Raw genomic sequence first — 15,973 nt, 5'->3', positions numbered from 1 at the left:
CCTTCGACGCCCGTCACGGCGTTTCCCGGCCCCGCTGCCGGCGGTCGTGCGATCTGAAGCCGCCCGGCGGTGTGCGCCCCGGCTGTCGGAGGCGACCACCGGCCGCTGAACCCCCGGTGCGGCTCCCGGGGCCGCCGAAGCGTTCGGTCTGGTGTCCCGACCCGGTCCCCGGCGCGCGTTCCGTTCAACCTGAAAAAGCGGCAAGCGGAATGTGATGGGATATCGGCGTCGCAATTCCGGAAAACCGACCCGACGAGGCTCCGGAGTGATCGACAAGGCGTTTGCATCTCCTTTCCGATCCCTGCACAGTGGTGCTCAGAGGTTAAGGAGAAACCCATGGAGTTGCGAGTGGAGTTCACCGCCTGCGCTACCTGGCCCGAGTTCGTCCGGGCCGTGCGCGGTGTGGTGACGGTGGTGGTCATCGTGCTGGTGGTGCTGGTCGCGGGAGGTCAGTTGCCGGTTGGGATGTGGGTGCGGTAGTCGGCGGGAGGTGCCCTCGGGCGCCTCCCGTTCTTCACAGTGCGAGCACTTTGACGAATCCGGTCGCGGCCCATTCCGGGGTTCGGCCGACCATGATTCCGTCGCATTCGATCCACGCGTGGAAACGGCACGGGTCTTCGGCGGCTCCGAAGACCCACCGGAGTCGCCGCCGCGCGAGGGCCGCGGCGATCACGGTGGCCAACGACCGTTCCAGGCAGGCGGCACGTCCGAGGTGTCGGTCGGCGACCGCGTCGACCTCCGCGACGGCCGACACGACCTCGTCCACCGTCGCCGTCCGGGAGCACCACCGGCTGGTCAGCGCGGCCACCGCCCGCAGCGTCAAGTGGAACGGCAGGCGCAGGAGCACCAGCGCGATCAGCAGGCCGGCGTGTGCCCGGATGCCCGGCGTGGCACGCACGTGTTCAGTGGTCAGCAAGCCGGACGGGTGTTCCCGCCCGGGAGAACGGTCCTGGGCCGCGCCCCGGCCGGCCGCCACCAGACCGCGGGCCGCCATGTCCTCGACGGCCCGCCGGGCGTCCAGTCGGAAGAACTCGGACGTGGGGCGCGGGTACCGGTTCGCCGCCGCGTCGAGGACGCGCTCCACGTCGCCGACCCGTCCGAGCTCCCGCCACAGCGCCGTCGCCACCGGGTTCAGCACGTGCCACCGGCCCGATCTGGCGTTCAGCAGGAAGGTCGCGCCACTCGCCGTGCTCGCCGCGTGGAGGTGTCCGGGCACGTGCACCGCGCCGATCATGCGAGCGACCCGAGCCACAGGTCGTACGCGATGAGCCGGTTCAGCGCCGGGAACGGCGTGCCCGCGCCCGCGATGGCCCGGTCCACCGAGTCGACGACCGCCCGCGGCTCGATCAACCGCAGGTCGGCAAGCCTGGAGTCGCGCAGCAGCGCGCGGAGGCCCGCCGCCGCCAGCCGCACGCCGCGGTACTCCTCGCTGAGGTAGTTGCCCTTGGTCTGGCGGGCGATCGCGGCCGACGGCACCCGCCCGTGCACCGCGGCGCGCAGCAACGGCTTGAACGCCGTCCCGGCGGCGCGGCGGTAGGCGGGCAGGGCGGTGCACGCCCGGATGACGTCGTTGTCCAGGAACGGCGCTTGCGGCCAGACGCCGTACGGGCGGGCCAACTCGCCCAGTTGCCGCTGCACCGTGCCCGAGCGGTGCAGGTCGTGCCGGGCGGTGCGGTCGGCCGCCCCGGTCCGGGCCGTTCCCTCGGCGGACGCGGCGTGCTCGTCCAGGAAATCGGCCAGCGAACGCCGTGCCGCGGCGGTGAGCCAGCGGGATTCGAGGCCCGGCGCCGGCCACCAGGAGATCGCGTCCACCCAGCCCGGCTGCCGGGCGTCGCCGCGCCGGAGCTGCCGGGCGAACTCGCGCAACGCGTGCCGCATGGGCGTCCGGGACAGCCGCAGCGCGCGGTGCACCACCCTGGTCGGCGAGTCGTGGCGAAGCCGGGCCCACGCGCGGGAGTCGGCGAGCAGCCGGCCGATCGCGCCCGTGCCGGCGAGGTCGCCGAGGTATGCGGGCGGCGCGACGAGGAGGGCGTCCGCGCCTTCGCCGCCGAGGTGCACCCGGCCGCCCGCCGCCGCGATCCGCCGCAGCCGCAAGCGGTTGCGTTCGCGCACGGTCACCGCGAAGTCGGGCAGCCCGTCCGGCACGGCGGTCGAGAGGTGCTGGTACGCCAGGGTGTCCGCGGTGCCGCGCACCACCTCCAGCCGGAGGTTCCGGCCGGAACCGGCGTTGCGCAGGGCGTGGTCGAGGTCGTCGGCGGGCGCGTCGGGGTGGTGGTAGGCGAAGACCGGCAGGGGCTCCTCCCGGTGGCCCGCGGCGAGGAAGGCGATCGAGGTCGAGTCCAGGCCGCCGCTGAAGTCCGCGCTGACCGGGCCGCTCTCCGCCATCCGCGTGGTGACGGCGACGTCGAGGGCGTCCCGGAGCCGGAGGGCGCAGTCGGCGAACGACATCCGCTCGTCACGGCGGTCGGGCTCGTAGGCCCGGATCGTGACCGAGCCCGCCGCCGACACGTGCAGCGCCTCGCCCGCCTCGACCTTGCGCAGCCCCGCGATCGGCGCGCGGTTCCGGGTGAGACCGGGCACGGCCGCGCAGAAGATGTCCGCCAGGGCGACGTGCGGGTCGAGGTGCGACCCGAGGCCGGCGGCGGCGGCCGTGCGCCCGGGGCTCGTGCCGTACACGGTCGGCCCGCCGGGGTGGAAGTACAGCGGGTGCTGCCCGGCCAGGTCCACGAACGCGACCAGCTCATGCCCGGTCAGGACGACGGCCAGGTAGCTGCCGGGCCAGCCGGTCACCAGCTCCGGCCGGTTCCCGCGCAGGGCGGCGGACAGGTCGGCCCGCATCCGGGCGTCGTCGGCCAGGCAGTTGCCCACCACGAGCAGCCTGCCCTCCGGGCATTCCGCCGTCCGGAACTCACCCGGTCGCCACGTGCCCCACGAGACCGGGGACGACCGGTCGGGCCACACCTCGGTCGCCGTGGAGAGGGCTGTCGAGGTGGGGGAAGTGGTGGCGAGCGGAAAGGCCGCCCGGTTCGGCGGGTGGACGCCGAGCACACCGGGATTTCCCGGCACGGTCGGCCGCGGTGTCGACATCCGGGCCGCCCGACTACCAGTAGTACTGCGAATTCGCGTCCGCATTGCCGCTGGACGAACTGCCCAGCGTCACCCGGCGGACATCACCGAAGTCGATCACGACCGGCGGTTCGTAGTGCGCCGCCGGCTGGTCGGCCGGTGGCGTGGGGTTCGTCGGCTCATTTCGGTCGCCCGACCGCGCGCGAGCCCGTCGCAGGAAGTCCATGGTGGTGCCTTCGATCCGAAGATGGGAACGAAAGCGTATCCCATCGAAATGCCCGCTTCCCAGCGACCGGAGGCAGTCACGGTGAATACGTGAGGTCTGTCATCCGGTCGAGGAGGCGGTCTCGTTCGATGGGGTGATAGGCGATTCTTTCGCTATTCGATGGACGCGGTTCATCGGATTGAACGAAGCGCGGCGGGCAGGGCCGCCCGGCAGTTCACCTTGACGACCGGCACCGCAGGCCGAGGATCAGCGCCCCCTGGGCCTCCGCGTACGGGCTGAGGGTGCTGGCGCGCAGTTCGAAATCGGCCGCCGGGGCGATCGCGCCGGACAGGGCGAACCGCGCCAGCTCCTGCCGGCAGGTGTCCAGCACCATGGACCTGGCTTCGGCGAGTTCGCCGCCGATGACGATGCGGTGCGGGTTGATCAGGTTGCAGAGCTGGGCGAGCGCGAAGCCCAGCACGCGGCCGGCGTCGTTCAGCACCCGCGTGCAGACCGCGTCCCCGTCGCGCGCCTTGAGCACCAGGGCCGACAGCGTGGTCGGCACGTCCCTGGCACCGCCCCGCTGCGACTGCTTGACCTTGGCCAGCAGCGATTCCGCGCCGACCAGCGTGTCCAGGCAGCCCCGCCCGCCGCACAGGCACATCTCGCCGTTCGGGTCGACGGTCAGGTGCCCGATCTCGCCCGCCATGCCGCGCCGCCCGCGCACCAGGTTCGACCCCACGACGATGCCGATCCCCACGCCGGTGGAGGCCTTCACGTACACGACGTGCTCGACGGCCTCCTCCGACGTGTACGTCTGCTCGGCCAGCGCGCCGAGGTTGGCGTCGTTGTCCATGACCACCGGAACACCGAGTTCGGCGGCGAGTTCGGCGGCGGGCTGGTCCTCGGGCTCCCACGGCGGCAGCACGGGAGTGGTGAACTTCCCGGTGCGGGGGTCGACCATGCGCGGCACGGACAGGCCCGCCGACACGACGTCCGCCATGCCCTGCCCGGTCTCCTCGACGGCTTCCCCGATCAGCCGCAGCACGTCCGGCAGCAGGCGGCGGAACCCGATGTTCGCGCCCGGACTCTGCCGGCGCACGGCGATGCGGTCGTGCGGCTGGTCGACGGGCCGGGCGGCCACCGAGATGTGGTTGAAGCCGAGGTCGACACCCACCGCCACGCCGCGCATCCGGCTCAACCGGACTTTCCCCCTGCTGCGCCCACCGCCCGGCGCGTCGATCTCGACGATGCCGTCCTTGGCGAGGTCCTGGACGGTGGTCGAGACGAGCGCCTGGGACAGCCCGGTGCGGCGGGATAGCTGCGACTGCCGGTCGGATTTCACCATGACCTCGATGACCAGCCGCTTGCGGGTCGACTCGCGCCCTTGCGTGGGGACGTCAAGGAGTTCACGCGCTTCGCGCATCGCCGGCCTCTCCGCAAAAATGCGATTATCGAAGACTTGACGGGTCAGAATAACATTTTGTAGTTCAGATTGAAGAACGGTCGACTTCACAGTCCGGTTTCGATGGGTATTCCAGTTGAAATGGAATTGCACCACTGATCGGCGGAGTGGGAGCCTGGACCTCGTGCACTCATGGCCGATCGCCCAGCTCACCGACCGCCTCGCGATGAGGTTCGGTCCCGACGTGGCGGCGTGGTGCGCCGACCTCCCGGCACTCGCCGCACGGCTCGCCGACCGATGGGACCTCACCCTGGGCGAACCGTACGACGGCGGAGCTTCGTCGCTCGCGATCCGCTGCACCACGGCGGACGGCAGGCCCGCCGTGCTCAAGCTCACACCGGACGTGCCGTTCCTCGCCTCGCAGGTGGACATGCTGCGCAGCCTCGCCCCATCCGGCCGCGTGCCGGAAGTCCTGGCGCACGACGCGGACGCCGTCGTGCTGGAGGCGGTGGTGCCGGGCACGGAGGCCACGGCGTCGCCGGAGCAGTGGGCCGGGCTGATGACGGCACTGCACAGCGTCAAGCCGCCCGCGTCCCTGGAACGCACCCTGCGCGGCCGGATGGAGGAGGCCTTCGCGCGGATCGGACGGCGTCTGGACGAGCCCAAGATCGCGGCCCGCCTCTCCCGCGCCACCTGGGACCGCACGATCGCGCGCTGCTCGCGGCTGCTGGACACGCAGACGACCACCGTTCTGCTGCACGGCGATCTGCATCCCGGCAATGTGCTCGATGGCGGGGAGCGTGGTCTGGTCGCGATCGACCCCAAGACGTGCGTCGGCGATCCCTGCTTCGACGCCTTCGACTACGTGGTGGACGCGGCGGGCAAGGAGGGGATCGCCGTGCGGTGCGCCGAGGTGGCGTCGGCCGCCGGCCTGGACCCCGATCGGCTGTTCGAATGGAGCCGGGTGAACGCGCCGATGGCCGTGATCGGGCACCTCACGTGGGGTGGGCCGGAGGAGGCGATAGACGAGTTGCTCGCGCTTGCTCTTCCTCGGTGAGTCGACCAGGCGCCCGGCGGATTCACCGAGGACCAGGGGCGGACCCGCGGTGGAGCGTCCTGTTGCCGTCGACGGCCGCGCGCAGGAAGCTGTCGCGTTCGTTCGATCCCAACACCAGCCCGAGCGCGTCGGCCAGATCCCGCAACGTCGCCACCGTGAGGCCCGAGGCAGTGCCGGCCTCCAACCGTTGGACGGTGCGCACGCCGACCGCGGCGCGTTCGGCCAACGCCTCCTGCGTCAGTGCTTTTCGGTCCCGTGTCTCGCGGAGGAGCACACCGAAATCGTCCGCCACCCTGGCGCGCACGTCCCCTACGGCGACCGTGGACAGGAATGTGTCGCGCTCGTCCGGCGCCAACCCGAGCGCGTCGGCCAGCGCCTGCGCCGTCGCCGGCCGGGTCTTGGAGAAGTCGCCGGCCTCCAGTCGCCGGATGGTGCGCACACCCAGGTCGCAGCGCTCGGCCACCTGCTCCTGCGTCAGGGCCTTCCGCTTCCGCGCCCGTCGGAGCAGCGCGCCGAACTCCTCCGCCGCGTCCTTGCCGGTCCCACCCGATGAGGTCACCCGCTCACCGACTCCGTCATCCGGCCACCGGCCCGACCTCCCAGGTCAAGCTCACGGACAGGCCATCGATCGGCCAACAATGGCGGGTCGGCCCATTTTTTTTGCGGGCGGCGGCAGCGCCATCCAGCCGGCGGCGCCCCCGGCGACCAGCGTGTGCAGGATGGTCATGGCGAGTTGCAGCGGAGTCGGACGGCCGTCGAACCCGGCGACGATCTGGGATGCGCCGGCAACCGCGAACAACGCCACCACCGTGGCCGGGTGCGGACGTCGGACGCGCATAGGAACAGTGTGCTCATTCGGCCGCCGACGCGCCAGCACTCGCGCCGCCGATCCGGCACGCTGCCCGACGCCGTCGGCGCCCCGCCACCCCGGCCCCTGCCGGCACCGGGCCGTCGATGTCCACTGTGGACTGACCTGGGCCGCCGCGGGGCCGTGAGCGGGCGCTCAACAGCGGTCGCGGACGAAGAACGGCGCTGACCGGCCGGAAGGGTCTCCGCTGGTCAGCGCCGTGTCGACGCGGCTGGTCAGGCCGCGGCCTTCGTCTCCCAGAAGATCTTGTCGATCTGGGCGATCAGGTCGAGCAGCTCCTGGCCCTTCGCCGGGTCCATGGAACCCTTCGTGCCGGCCGCGCCCGCGGCCTTCGTGGCGCGGTTGAACAGGTCGTGCAGCTCCGGGTACTTCTCGAAGTGCGGGGGCTTGAAGTAGTCGGTCCACAGCACCCACAGGTGGTGCTTGACGAGTTCGCTGCGCTGCTCCTTGATCAGGACGGCACGCTGGCGGAACTCGGGGTCCTCGTTGGCCTGGTACTTCTCCTGGACCGCTTTGATCGACTCCGCCTCGATCCGGGCCTGGGCCGGATCGTAGACACCGCACGGGAGGTCGCAGTGCGCGGTGGCCTCCAGAAGCGGGCGGCGGAGAATGCGCGACAGAAGTCGCATCGTTCCTCCCTGACAGTGGATGCTCCGACGTGCCGAACCCTACTCCGGGGGCTTGGCGCGGGCAGGTGGAGGTGATCGTTGGCACGCTCCGAGCGGGCGCCGTTGCCGCTGGTTCGGGTGGTCGGGCCGTCCATGTACCCGACCCTCCGGACGGGTGACCTCGTGACCGTCGAGAGGTCCCGGGAGGCTCGGCCGGGGGATCTTGTGCTGGTCCGGTGGAGTGCGCGGCCCGGCCTGCTCTCGGTCAAGCGGGCGGTCCGCCTGTCCGGCGGCGGCTGGCACGTCGAGGGGGACAACCCGTTCGCTTCCACCGACTCGCGCACGTTGGGCGCGGCCGAGGTGGTCGGGGTGATCCGGTTCCGGCTCTGGCCGCGCCCCTGGCGACTTCGTCGAGTGGTGCGGTCGGAGGAGTGAATCGTGAGGAGCGTTCAGGAACGCAGTTTGGTGTACCAGGCCTGGCACTCGTCGTAGTCCGGCAGGAGGCCGGCCGCCACCGCTTCCTCCAGGCTCGGCGCGGCGGCGTCCTTCGGGGACAGCAGCGGTGCCACGTCGGTCGGCCACGGCAGGTCCATGGACAGCGGGTTCAGCGCGCGTTCCGCCTTGGGGTTGTAGCCCTCGGAGCACAGGTACGACGTGACCGACCCGTCCTCCAACGCCATCACCGCGTGTCCGACGCCCTCGGGGGCGTAGATCGAGTTGAACGCGGACGACGACAGCTCCACCACGTCCCACACGCCGAACGTCGGCGAACCCACCCGGATGTCCACCAGCACGTCCAGCAGCTTGCCGCGCGGGCAGTGCACGTACTTCGACTGGCCCGGCGGCACGTCCGCGTAGTGCACGCCGCGGATCACGCCGCGTCTCGACTCGCTGTGGTTGGTCTGGGCGACCCGTAGGCCGTGCCCCACCGCCGCGACGAACGCGTGTTCCTGGAACGGCGAGACGAACAGCCCCCGGTCGTCCGGGAACACCGAAGGGCTGAACTCGAAAGTGCCGGGGATTTTCAGCTCGCGTGCCTGCATGGCGCACACCCTAGAACCCGTTCCCTCTTGACCGATCCTGCCTGCGGAAACCGACCGGTCGGTGCAGAAAACCGGACGTACGTTCTGCGAATATAGGCCCTGACCTGCGGAAAAGTGTGTGATCCCCGCCGCAGACAGCCACCGCCGACACTGTCATGCTTGCCCGCACACCGCCCCGAGGGCCGCCGCGCAGACCGTGCGGCAGGGCCCGCTGACAGGCCCCGTAGATCCGCGTGACAACGCCGGTCCCGGTGCGCCGCAGGAATCGCGCACCGCAGGAGGGACTTCCGTGACCGCATTGAACGACCAGCCCTTGACGACCCAGTTGACCGACGACGAGATCTTCCGCGCCCACGAGGGCGGCAAGCTGGCGGTGGGCGCCACCGCCTCGCTGGCCGACCCGCGGGCGCTGTCCATCGCCTACACGCCGGGTGTGGCGCGGGTCAGCCGGGCCATCGCCGACGACCCCTCGCTGGCCGCCAAGTACACCTGGGCGCACCGGCTGGTGGCCGTCGTCAGCGACGGGACCGCCGTGCTCGGCCTGGGCGACATCGGCGCGAGCGCGTCGCTGCCGGTCATGGAGGGCAAGGCCGCGCTGTTCAAGACCTTCGGCGGGCTGGACTCGATCCCGCTGGTGCTGGACACCACGGACGTCGACGAGATCGTGGAGACGCTGGTCCGGCTGCGCCCGTCGTTCGGCGCGGTCAACCTGGAGGACGTCGCCGCGCCGCGCTGCTTCGAGTTGGAGCAGCGGCTCATCGAGGCGCTGGACGTGCCCGTCATGCACGACGACCAGCACGGCACCGCCGTCGTGCTGCTGGCCGCGCTGCGCGGCGCGAACACCGTGCTGGGCAAGGACATCGCGAACCAGCGGGTGGTCATCTCCGGCGCGGGCGCGGCCGGGGTGGCGTGCGCGAAGATCCTGATCGCGGCCGGTGTCGGCGAGGTCACCGTGGTCGACTCGCGCGGCATCGTCCACGCCGGACGGGACGGGCTGAACCCGGTCAAGGCGGAACTCGCCGAGGTGACGAACGCGAGCGGCCTGCGGGGCGGCATCGCGGACGCCCTCAAGGGCGCGGACGTGTTCGTCGGCGTGTCCTCCTCGACGGTGGCGGAGGAGCTGGTCGCGAGCATGGCGGGCGACTCGATCGTGTTCGCGCTGTCCAACCCGGACCCCGAGGTGCACCCGGAGGTGGCCGGCCGGCACGCGGCGATCGTCGCGACCGGGCGCAGCGACTTCCCGAACCAGATCAACAACGTGCTCGCGTTCCCCGGCATCTTCCGCGGCGCGCTGGACGCGGGCGCGAAGCGGATCACCGAGAACATGAAGCTGGCCGCCGCCGACGCGATCGCCGCCGTCGCCTCGGACGACCTCGCGGCGGACCGGATCGTGCCCAGCGCCCTCGACCCCCGGGTCGGACCCGAAGTCGCCGCGGCCGTGGCCTTGGCAGCTCGGCGGGACGGAGTAGCCTGACCCCCAGTCGGAGTTGGGAGACCTCCGGCCGCATGCGCCCATTCGGCTCATCGGTACAACGAAACCACCAACGTCGTGTTTCGTTAGCCCGAAGAGGGGTGGGCGCTGACGCTCCGAAGCGCTACGGTCCCTCTCCTCGGGTGAATATTGCCCGTGGAGAGGGACGCCGTATTCGGGTGCGGTCGGGCCGGTTCATCCCTGCCGTAGACACGGGAAGGTGGGACCGTGCCCAAGCGGGTTGGACGTGCGCCGGTGGTGCTCGACCCTGCGCTCCCTGCGGGGACACCACTCGCGCTCGACGGCATCCCGCTGCCCGAGGCGCCCACGCTGCTGTGCGATCCCAAGGGCGTCGTCATGCGCGCCAACGCCGCCGTCACGGCGCTCGCGAAAGCGCATTCCTCCGATGACCTGGTCGGCCGTGCTTTAGGCGACCTGCTCGTGGGCGGCCACGCCGACGCCGCCGACTTCCGGCTCCGGCAGGCGGACGGCGGCCTGCTGCCCGTCCGAGTGGTCCGCAACCAGGTGCCCGGCACCGGGCTGCACGCGGTGCTCCTGGTGGACGTGTCCGACCTCGCCAAGGCGGCGGACGACCTGCGCGACGAACAGCGCAGGCTGCGCACCGTGCAGCGGGTCGCCCAGATCGGCTCGTGGGAGTACGACCCGACGACCGGCGTCACGGTCTGGTCGGAGTCGCACTACGAGATGATGGGCGTGCGGCCGGGCGAGGTGGTGCCCGGCGCGCAGGCCGTGCTCGACCTGGTCCACCCCGACGACTACGAGATGGTGGCCAGCTACTGGGCCAACCGGGAACTCGACGGCAACCCGATCGACATCGTCTACCGGGTCATCCTGCCCACCGGCGAGCTGCGCTGGATCAGGGGCGTGGCCGAGGCGAAGCTGAGAGCCGACGGCCGGACCCAGTTCATCACCGGCTACATCCGCGACATCACCGCCCAGTGGCGCGCCGACCGCGCCCTGGAAACCGAGCGCGCCCGACTGCTGGAGGCGCAGCGCATCGCGCGCATCGGTAGCTGGAGCTACGAGGTGCCGACCAAGGCCGTGCACCGCAGCGAGGTGCTGCTGGAGATGTACGCCGACCTCGACATCGCGCCGGACGGCGACCTGCTGTGCGGCGTGCACCCGGAGGACCGCGCCGCGCTGGAGGCGCTGCGCCGGCGGCTGGTGCACGCCAAGGAAGAGGAGACGTTCGAGGCGGAGGTGCGCAGCGAGTTCGGCGGGCGCGTCTACGTCTGCCGGGTGCGCCCCGAGTTCGAGGGCGGCCGGCTGCACCGCTTCCAGGGCACCATCCAGGACGTCACCGAGGCGCGGGCGCTGGAACGGCAGCTCCGTGACGACCGGCGGCGGCTCGCGGACGCGCAGCGGGCGGCGCAGCTCGGCGTGTGGGAGTGGGACTTCCAGACCGGCGACGTGGTGTGGTCGGACATGCTGGCCGACCTGTTCGGCGTGCCGCGCGACGAGCACACCCGCTACCAGACCTACCTGGACCTGGTGCACCCCGACGACCGGGCGTGGGTGGACGAGCTGTGGCAGCGGCTCGCCGCCGACGAGGTCCCGGTCCAGTGCGAGCACCGCATCCTGCGCCGGGACGGCAAGCTCCGCGTGTTCCGCAGCCACGGCGTGGTGGTGAAGGGCTCGGACGGCCGGCCGCTCGCGATGGGCACCGCGCAGGACATCACCGAGCAGCGCGCCGCCGAGACCCGGATGAAGTGGTCCAGCCAGCGGTTCGCCGACCTGGTGTCGCTGACGCCGGTCGGCATCGGCCTGTTCGACGAGGCCGAGCGCCTGGTGGACGCCAACGACGCGCTGTGCGACCTGCTCGGCATCGACCTGGAGCAGCTCCGCGGCATGACCGCCGACCAGCTCACCCACCCCGACGACAAGGAGGACCGGCTCAACTCGGTGAGCCGGATGACCCAGACGGGCGCGGACCGCGTGCACAAGATCCCGCAGCGGATCCTGGTGCGCCCGGACGGCGAGCGGGTCTACTGCGAGCTGCACATCGCGCTGTCGGTGCAGGACGACGGCCGCCGCTTCTGGCTGACCGTGTTCCAGGACATCACCGAGCGCCGCCGCGCGTCGGAGGCGCTGCGCCACCAGGCCACCCACGACGAGCTGACCGGGCTGCCGAACCGGGCGCTGGTCAAGGAGATGCTGGCCGGCCTGCTGGAGTCCGAGGACCGGTCGCGGGTCGCCGTGCTGTTCTGCGACATCGACAACTTCAAGCGGGTCAACGACTCGCTCGGGCACGACGCGGGCGACGAGCTGCTGGTGGCACTGGCCCGGCGGCTGGAGGGCGGCCTGCCGGACGGCTGCACGGCCGCCCGCCTGTCCGGTGACGAGTACGTGATCATCTGCGACGACATCGACCAGGTCGGCGGCGTGGAAGCGCTGGCCACCAAGGTCGCCGGGCTGCTGCGCACGGCGGTCCCGGTGCACGGCCAGTTGGTGCGGGTGTCGGCGTCGATCGGCGCGGCCGTGCCGAACGGGTCGCGGGCGACCGGCAACGACCTGCTGCGGTTCGCCGACGCGGCGATGTTCGAGGCCAAGCGGTCCGGCGCGGGCCGGGTGTCGCTGGCCAGCGCGGCGTTGATCGCCTCGGCCGACCGGCAGGTGCACCTCGAAGGGCAACTGCGGGACGCGTTGGCGCACGACGGCCTCGCGCTGCACTTCCAGCCCGTGGTCGGGGTGGACGGCGCCGTGCAGACCGCCGAGGCGCTGGTCCGCTGGCCGCACCCGGACCGCGGCCTGCTCCCGCCGGACATCTTCCTGCCCGTCGCCGAGCAGGGCGACCTGCTGCGCGAGCTGGACCGCTGGGTGCTGCGCACGGCGTTGAAGGAGGCCTCGACCTGGCCCGCGCCGAACGACCAGCCGGTGTCGGTGGCGGTGAACCTGGCCGGCCTGGTGCCGGGCGACCCGGAGTTCGTGGACATCGTGGCGAACGCCATCGCCGAGGCCGGCATCCCGTGGGACCGCGTGGTGCTGGAGCTGGTCGAGACGGCGCTGGTCGACCTGCCCTCGCGGGTGCGGCAGTCGATGGACGAGCTGGTGGCGCGCGGCATCCGGTTCGCGGTGGACGACTTCGGCACCGGCTACTCGTCGCTGGCGCGGCTGAAGGACCTGCCCGCGCAGATCATCAAGGTGGACCGCCGGTTCGTGTCCGGGGTGGGCAACGACTCGTCGGACTTCGCGGTGGCGCGGGCCGTCGTGGACATGGCGCGGGCCATGGGCCGCAAGTGCGTGGCCGAGGGCGTCGAGACCGCGACGCAGTTCCACGTGCTGCGCGGGGTGGGCGTCGACGCCTACCAGGGCTGGCTGTTCTCCCGCCCGGTGCCGCCGAAGGAATTCCGCGCCGTGCTGGCACTTGGTCCATTGCACATCCCCCGGGCCGGCTGATCCGCGATACTCCCGACCGGCAACTCGTATCGGGAGGGAATCGGGTGGAACCGGAACGGATGATCGCCGACCTGGAGGCGAGGGCGGAGGACCTCGCGCGCCGGTCGGAGGAGATGCAGCAGCAGATCCAGCAGACGGCGGCGACCCTGCGGTCGCCCGACGGCGCCGTGACGGTGACCGTCGCGCCCAACGGGTCGTTGCAGCACATCGACTTCTCGCCGCGGGCGGTGGACTTCTCGCACGTCCAGTTGGGACAGGTCGTGATGGCGACGGTGCAGCGGGCGCAGGCGCAGGCGGCCCAGCAGGTCGCGGCCATCGTCGAGCCGCAGTTCGGCGGCACGTCGGCGATGGAGTTCATGACCAGCTTCATCCCGAAGCTGGAGGAGGAGGTCCCGGCACGGCCGCCCGTCGAGGAAGGCAGTGTGCTGCAACAGGATTCGTGGGGCGCGCCGCCGCCCCGGCCCGCGCCGCCGCGGGCGCCGCGCCCGGTCGCGGAGGCGGATGACGAGGACGGCTTCGGGACGGTGCTGCGGTGACCGGGTTCAAGGTCGAGGCGTCCCAGCTCCGCACGTTCGCGGGCAACCAGGAGGGGCGCCAGGGCGAGATCGAGGCGGTGGCGGGCAACGTGGCCGGCGTGGACCTGGGCGGTGACACGTTCGGCGTGCTGCTCCAGTTCTTCGCCGACGGCGCGCAGGAGTTCGCCGCGCAGACCGTGGAGGGCATCCAGGCGCTGGCCAAGGCCCACGGCGAGGCGGCGGGCGACACGATCCTCACGGCCGCCGACTACGAGCACGTGGAAGACCGGAACCGGCAGAGCTTCAGCGGGGGCGCCTGATGTCCGACGGTGTGATGACCGGTTTCTCGTCCGACGGGAAGATCGGCAACCCGGACAACTTCGCGGGTGGCGGCATCGCCGAGTCGGCCGCGCAGGTCATCGACTCGGCGAGCCGGCTCAAGGACGGCGACTTCGGCGAGTTCGGCATGAACGTGGCGGCGCTCGGCCTGGACGCGCTGGGCATGGCGATCGACCCGCTGGGCTCGCTGGCGACGGCCGGCATCGGCTGGCTGATCGAGCACGTCAGCTTCCTGCGCGAGCCGCTCGACTGGCTGGCGGGCAACGGCGACAAGATCAAGGACGCGGTCGGGAAGTGGAACCAGGCCGCGATGGACCTGGACCGCATCGCGCAGGAGCACCACGACGCGGTGGAGAACCAGGTCGGCGGCTGGGAGCAGCGCGCGGCCGACGGGTTCCGGAGCAGCCAGGGCCAACTGGTCGGCGAGACGCTGGCGATGAGCCGCACGTGCGTCGCGGTGGCCGAGCAGATCTCCACGGCGGGCACGATCACGGCGGCCGTGCGCGGCATGATCCGCGACCTGATCGCCATGTTCGTGTGGGAGGTGATCCGCAACGCGGCGATCGCGCTGGCGTCGTCCGTGGTGAGCTTCGGCAGCTCGCTGGCGGCATTCGCGGCGTGGGCGGTCGGGCGCGGCGCGGTGGTGCTCGGCAAGATCACCAAGCAGATCGCCAAGCTCATGCGGCTGGTCATGAAGATCATGGGCAAGCTCAAGGGGCTGTTCGCGAAGGTCGGCGACATGCTCAAGGGCCTGGCGCGGTTCGGCAAGGGCGGCGCCGGTGGCGGCGGGGTGACCCGGGCGGCCGACGCGCCGGGCGGCGCGCCGAAGTTCCAGGGCTTGGACAACGCCGGGAAACGCCTGGAGGACTGGGGCAACTCCCGGCCCTCCCTGGCGGACGCCGGCGCGAAGGCCAAGGAGGGCGCGCAGCAGTTCGGCTCCGCCTACAAGGACGCCGGCAACACGTGGGCGAAGGCGACGGAGAACGTGACCGTCAAGCCCGCGCACCGCGGCCAGGGCGTCTCGGACGCCTACACGCCGTTCAAGCCGATCACGCGCGCGGACGGCACGGTGTCTCCGCACTCGGTGCCGAGCGTCGCCGACGGCGGCTTCCAGACCAAGTTCGGCGCCGACATCGCCCGCGAAGCGTCCAAGCAGGACGAGTTGGAGCACAGCGGGGTGCCCGAGGAGCAGCAGAAGGCGTTCAAGCGCCAGACCGGGTACTTGGACGAGTGAGACGGCCCGCCGCGCGGTCGCGGTGGCGGATCAGCCCCACTGGCCGGGCATCGGCGGTTGAGGCGCCTGCGGTAGAGGCGTCGCCGGTGCCCGGCGGGTGGCGCGGCCCACCGGCGGCAGGACCGCGATGAAAGTCGGGATGAGCCACAGGAACAGGGCGACGAGGAGCAGCGCCACGAAGCTGCTCCCCCCGCGGGACAGCATCCAGATGACGGCGTAGACGTAGTACGCGACGACGAGCCCGCCGAGCGTGGCCAGCACCCAGCGCACCACCGGCGCCCGGACGGCCTGCGCGATCGCCAGCAGCAGCACCAGGGACGCCACGATCATCGACACGGTGATCGCGAAGTCGACGTTGCCGGTGATGTCCTCGGAGAACGCCAGGCCGAGCACCGAGGCCATGACGTGCAGGGAGTCGGGCGAGCCGTCCCACGACATGATCGCCGAGATGTAGGTGTAGAGCACGGCGGGCAGGAACGCGAGGCCGGCGAGGATGGCGAGCCCGGGGCCCTGCCGGCGCGGAACGCCGTACGGCTGACCGGGGTAGGGCTGACCGGGGTACGGCTGACCCGGCTGGGATTGGCCCGGCTGTCCCGCGTACGGCTGGCCCGGCTGCGCGTATGGCTGCCCCGGCGGTTGGCCGTACGCCTGGCCCGGCGGCGGTTGGTGGCCCGCGAACGGCGGACCGGGTTGAGGTTGTTGCTGCCAGCCGGGATTCGGGTTGTTCATGCTGCCCCCTCCGAGT

General features: G+C 71.8%; 17 protein-coding genes. 8 read left to right on the top strand and 9 right to left on the bottom strand.

Annotated features, from left to right (window positions below; translation table 11 throughout):
* Positions 1–336: 336 nt before the first annotated feature.
* On the top strand, positions 337–480 hold the full coding sequence (locus ACQPZF_RS37250) for a hypothetical protein (RefSeq protein WP_433265204.1): 144 nt from the start codon (positions 337–339) through the stop codon (positions 478–480).
* A 34-nt stretch (positions 481–514) separates the two neighbouring features.
* Here ACQPZF_RS37250 and ACQPZF_RS37245 read toward each other — a convergent pair whose 3' ends face one another.
* The 4 genes from ACQPZF_RS37245 to ACQPZF_RS37230 form a co-directional block, all read right to left on the bottom strand.
* Positions 515–1,234, bottom strand: coding sequence for a lasso peptide biosynthesis B2 protein (locus ACQPZF_RS37245; protein ID WP_433265202.1), 720 nt, complete (start codon positions 1,232–1,234; stop codon positions 515–517).
* The gene (locus tag ACQPZF_RS37240) at positions 1,231–3,087 is read right to left on the bottom strand and encodes an asparagine synthase-related protein (RefSeq protein ID WP_433265200.1); all 1,857 of its coding nucleotides are present in this window, start codon (positions 3,085–3,087) and stop codon (positions 1,231–1,233) included. The genes ACQPZF_RS37245 and ACQPZF_RS37240 overlap by 4 nt, the downstream gene beginning before the upstream one ends.
* Positions 3,088–3,100: 13 nt before the next feature.
* Positions 3,101–3,292, bottom strand: coding sequence for a lasso RiPP family leader peptide-containing protein (locus tag ACQPZF_RS37235; RefSeq protein WP_433265198.1), 192 nt, complete (start codon positions 3,290–3,292; stop codon positions 3,101–3,103).
* A 214-nt stretch (positions 3,293–3,506) separates the two neighbouring features.
* Complete coding sequence (locus tag ACQPZF_RS37230) at positions 3,507–4,697, bottom strand: ROK family protein (RefSeq protein WP_433265196.1); 1,191 nt, start codon at positions 4,695–4,697, stop codon at positions 3,507–3,509.
* A 163-nt stretch (positions 4,698–4,860) separates the two neighbouring features.
* On the opposite strand from ACQPZF_RS37230, the gene ACQPZF_RS37225 reads away from it, so the two are divergent.
* Positions 4,861–5,733 carry an aminoglycoside phosphotransferase family protein gene (locus ACQPZF_RS37225; protein ID WP_433265194.1) on the top strand — a complete coding sequence of 291 codons (873 nt, stop codon included), beginning with the start codon at positions 4,861–4,863 and terminating at the stop codon, positions 5,731–5,733.
* 22 nt (positions 5,734–5,755) lie between these two features.
* On the opposite strand, the gene ACQPZF_RS37220 is transcribed toward ACQPZF_RS37225, so the two are convergent.
* The 3 genes from ACQPZF_RS37220 to sodN all read right to left on the bottom strand — a co-directional run bounded on the left by ACQPZF_RS37220 (position 5,756) and on the right by sodN (position 7,230).
* A complete protein-coding gene (locus ACQPZF_RS37220; RefSeq protein ID WP_433265193.1) occupies positions 5,756–6,292 on the bottom strand; it encodes a helix-turn-helix domain-containing protein in 537 nt (178 codons plus the stop codon).
* Between the two features lie 51 nt (positions 6,293–6,343).
* On the bottom strand, positions 6,344–6,571 hold the full coding sequence (locus tag ACQPZF_RS37215; RefSeq protein WP_433265191.1) for a hypothetical protein: 228 nt from the start codon (positions 6,569–6,571) through the stop codon (positions 6,344–6,346).
* A 245-nt stretch (positions 6,572–6,816) separates the two neighbouring features.
* Positions 6,817–7,230: a superoxide dismutase, Ni gene (gene sodN, locus ACQPZF_RS37210; RefSeq protein WP_433265189.1), complete on the bottom strand. Its 414-nt coding sequence runs from the start codon at positions 7,228–7,230 to the stop codon at positions 6,817–6,819.
* A gap of 78 nt (positions 7,231–7,308) precedes the next feature.
* On the opposite strand from sodN, the gene ACQPZF_RS37205 reads away from it, so the two are divergent.
* Positions 7,309–7,644 (top strand): S24/S26 family peptidase, encoded by a 336-nt coding sequence (locus tag ACQPZF_RS37205; RefSeq protein ID WP_433265187.1) that lies wholly within the window; start codon positions 7,309–7,311, stop codon positions 7,642–7,644.
* A 14-nt stretch (positions 7,645–7,658) separates the two neighbouring features.
* Here the strand turns inward: ACQPZF_RS37205 and ACQPZF_RS37200 are convergent, their stop codons facing one another.
* On the bottom strand, positions 7,659–8,252 hold the full coding sequence (locus ACQPZF_RS37200) for a dTDP-4-dehydrorhamnose 3,5-epimerase family protein (RefSeq protein ID WP_433265185.1): 594 nt from the start codon (positions 8,250–8,252) through the stop codon (positions 7,659–7,661).
* Between the two features lie 289 nt (positions 8,253–8,541).
* Between ACQPZF_RS37200 and ACQPZF_RS37195 the strand changes: the two genes are divergently transcribed.
* The 5 genes from ACQPZF_RS37195 to ACQPZF_RS37175 all read left to right on the top strand — a co-directional run bounded on the left by ACQPZF_RS37195 (position 8,542) and on the right by ACQPZF_RS37175 (position 15,228).
* A complete protein-coding gene (locus ACQPZF_RS37195; RefSeq protein ID WP_433265183.1) occupies positions 8,542–9,726 on the top strand; it encodes an NAD(P)-dependent malic enzyme in 1,185 nt (394 codons plus the stop codon).
* A 225-nt stretch (positions 9,727–9,951) separates the two neighbouring features.
* On the top strand, positions 9,952–13,140 hold the full coding sequence (locus tag ACQPZF_RS37190) for a sensor domain-containing protein (RefSeq protein ID WP_433265181.1): 3,189 nt from the start codon (positions 9,952–9,954) through the stop codon (positions 13,138–13,140).
* A 44-nt stretch (positions 13,141–13,184) separates the two neighbouring features.
* Complete coding sequence (locus tag ACQPZF_RS37185) at positions 13,185–13,676, top strand: YbaB/EbfC family nucleoid-associated protein (protein WP_433265179.1); 492 nt, start codon at positions 13,185–13,187, stop codon at positions 13,674–13,676.
* Complete coding sequence (locus ACQPZF_RS37180) at positions 13,673–13,975, top strand: hypothetical protein (protein ID WP_433265177.1); 303 nt, start codon at positions 13,673–13,675, stop codon at positions 13,973–13,975. The genes ACQPZF_RS37185 and ACQPZF_RS37180 overlap by 4 nt, the downstream gene beginning before the upstream one ends.
* Entirely contained in the window at positions 13,975–15,228 is a 1,254-nt protein-coding gene (locus ACQPZF_RS37175) for a hypothetical protein (RefSeq protein WP_433265176.1), read from the top strand. Before ACQPZF_RS37180 ends, ACQPZF_RS37175 begins: the two co-directional genes overlap by 1 nt.
* Before the next feature lie 30 nt (positions 15,229–15,258).
* Here ACQPZF_RS37175 and ACQPZF_RS37170 read toward each other — a convergent pair whose 3' ends face one another.
* Positions 15,259–15,957, bottom strand: a complete 699-nt coding sequence (locus ACQPZF_RS37170; protein ID WP_433265174.1) for a hypothetical protein — start codon at positions 15,955–15,957, stop codon at positions 15,259–15,261.
* Between the last annotated feature and the right edge of the window lie 16 nt (positions 15,958–15,973).

This window comes from Actinosynnema sp. CS-041913, from assembly GCF_050942485.1.
Classification (GTDB): Bacteria; Actinomycetota; Actinomycetes; order Mycobacteriales; family Pseudonocardiaceae; genus Actinosynnema.
Note: the sequence above shows the minus strand (reverse complement) of the source record. Positions and strands in the feature narration are given on the sequence as shown.

Bases quoted from the DNA above. Each gene is read 5' to 3' on its own strand.
- ACQPZF_RS37250 (WP_433265204.1), top strand. From the start codon at position 337: ATGGAGTTGCGAGTGGAGTTCACCGCCTGCGCTACCTGGCCCGAGTTC.
- ACQPZF_RS37245 (WP_433265202.1), bottom strand. From the start codon at position 1,234: ATGATCGGCGCGGTGCACGTGCCCGGACACCTCCACGCGGCGAGCACG.
- ACQPZF_RS37240 (WP_433265200.1), bottom strand. From the start codon at position 3,087: ATGTCGACACCGCGGCCGACCGTGCCGGGAAATCCCGGTGTGCTCGGC.
- ACQPZF_RS37235 (WP_433265198.1), bottom strand. From the start codon at position 3,292: ATGGACTTCCTGCGACGGGCTCGCGCGCGGTCGGGCGACCGAAATGAG.
- ACQPZF_RS37230 (WP_433265196.1), bottom strand. From the start codon at position 4,697: ATGCGCGAAGCGCGTGAACTCCTTGACGTCCCCACGCAAGGGCGCGAG.
- ACQPZF_RS37215 (WP_433265191.1), bottom strand. From the start codon at position 6,571: ATGCGCGTCCGACGTCCGCACCCGGCCACGGTGGTGGCGTTGTTCGCG.
- sodN (WP_433265189.1), bottom strand. From the start codon at position 7,230: ATGCGACTTCTGTCGCGCATTCTCCGCCGCCCGCTTCTGGAGGCCACC.
- ACQPZF_RS37200 (WP_433265185.1), bottom strand. From the start codon at position 8,252: ATGCAGGCACGCGAGCTGAAAATCCCCGGCACTTTCGAGTTCAGCCCT.
- ACQPZF_RS37175 (WP_433265176.1), top strand. From the start codon at position 13,975: ATGTCCGACGGTGTGATGACCGGTTTCTCGTCCGACGGGAAGATCGGC.
- ACQPZF_RS37170 (WP_433265174.1), bottom strand. From the start codon at position 15,957: ATGAACAACCCGAATCCCGGCTGGCAGCAACAACCTCAACCCGGTCCG.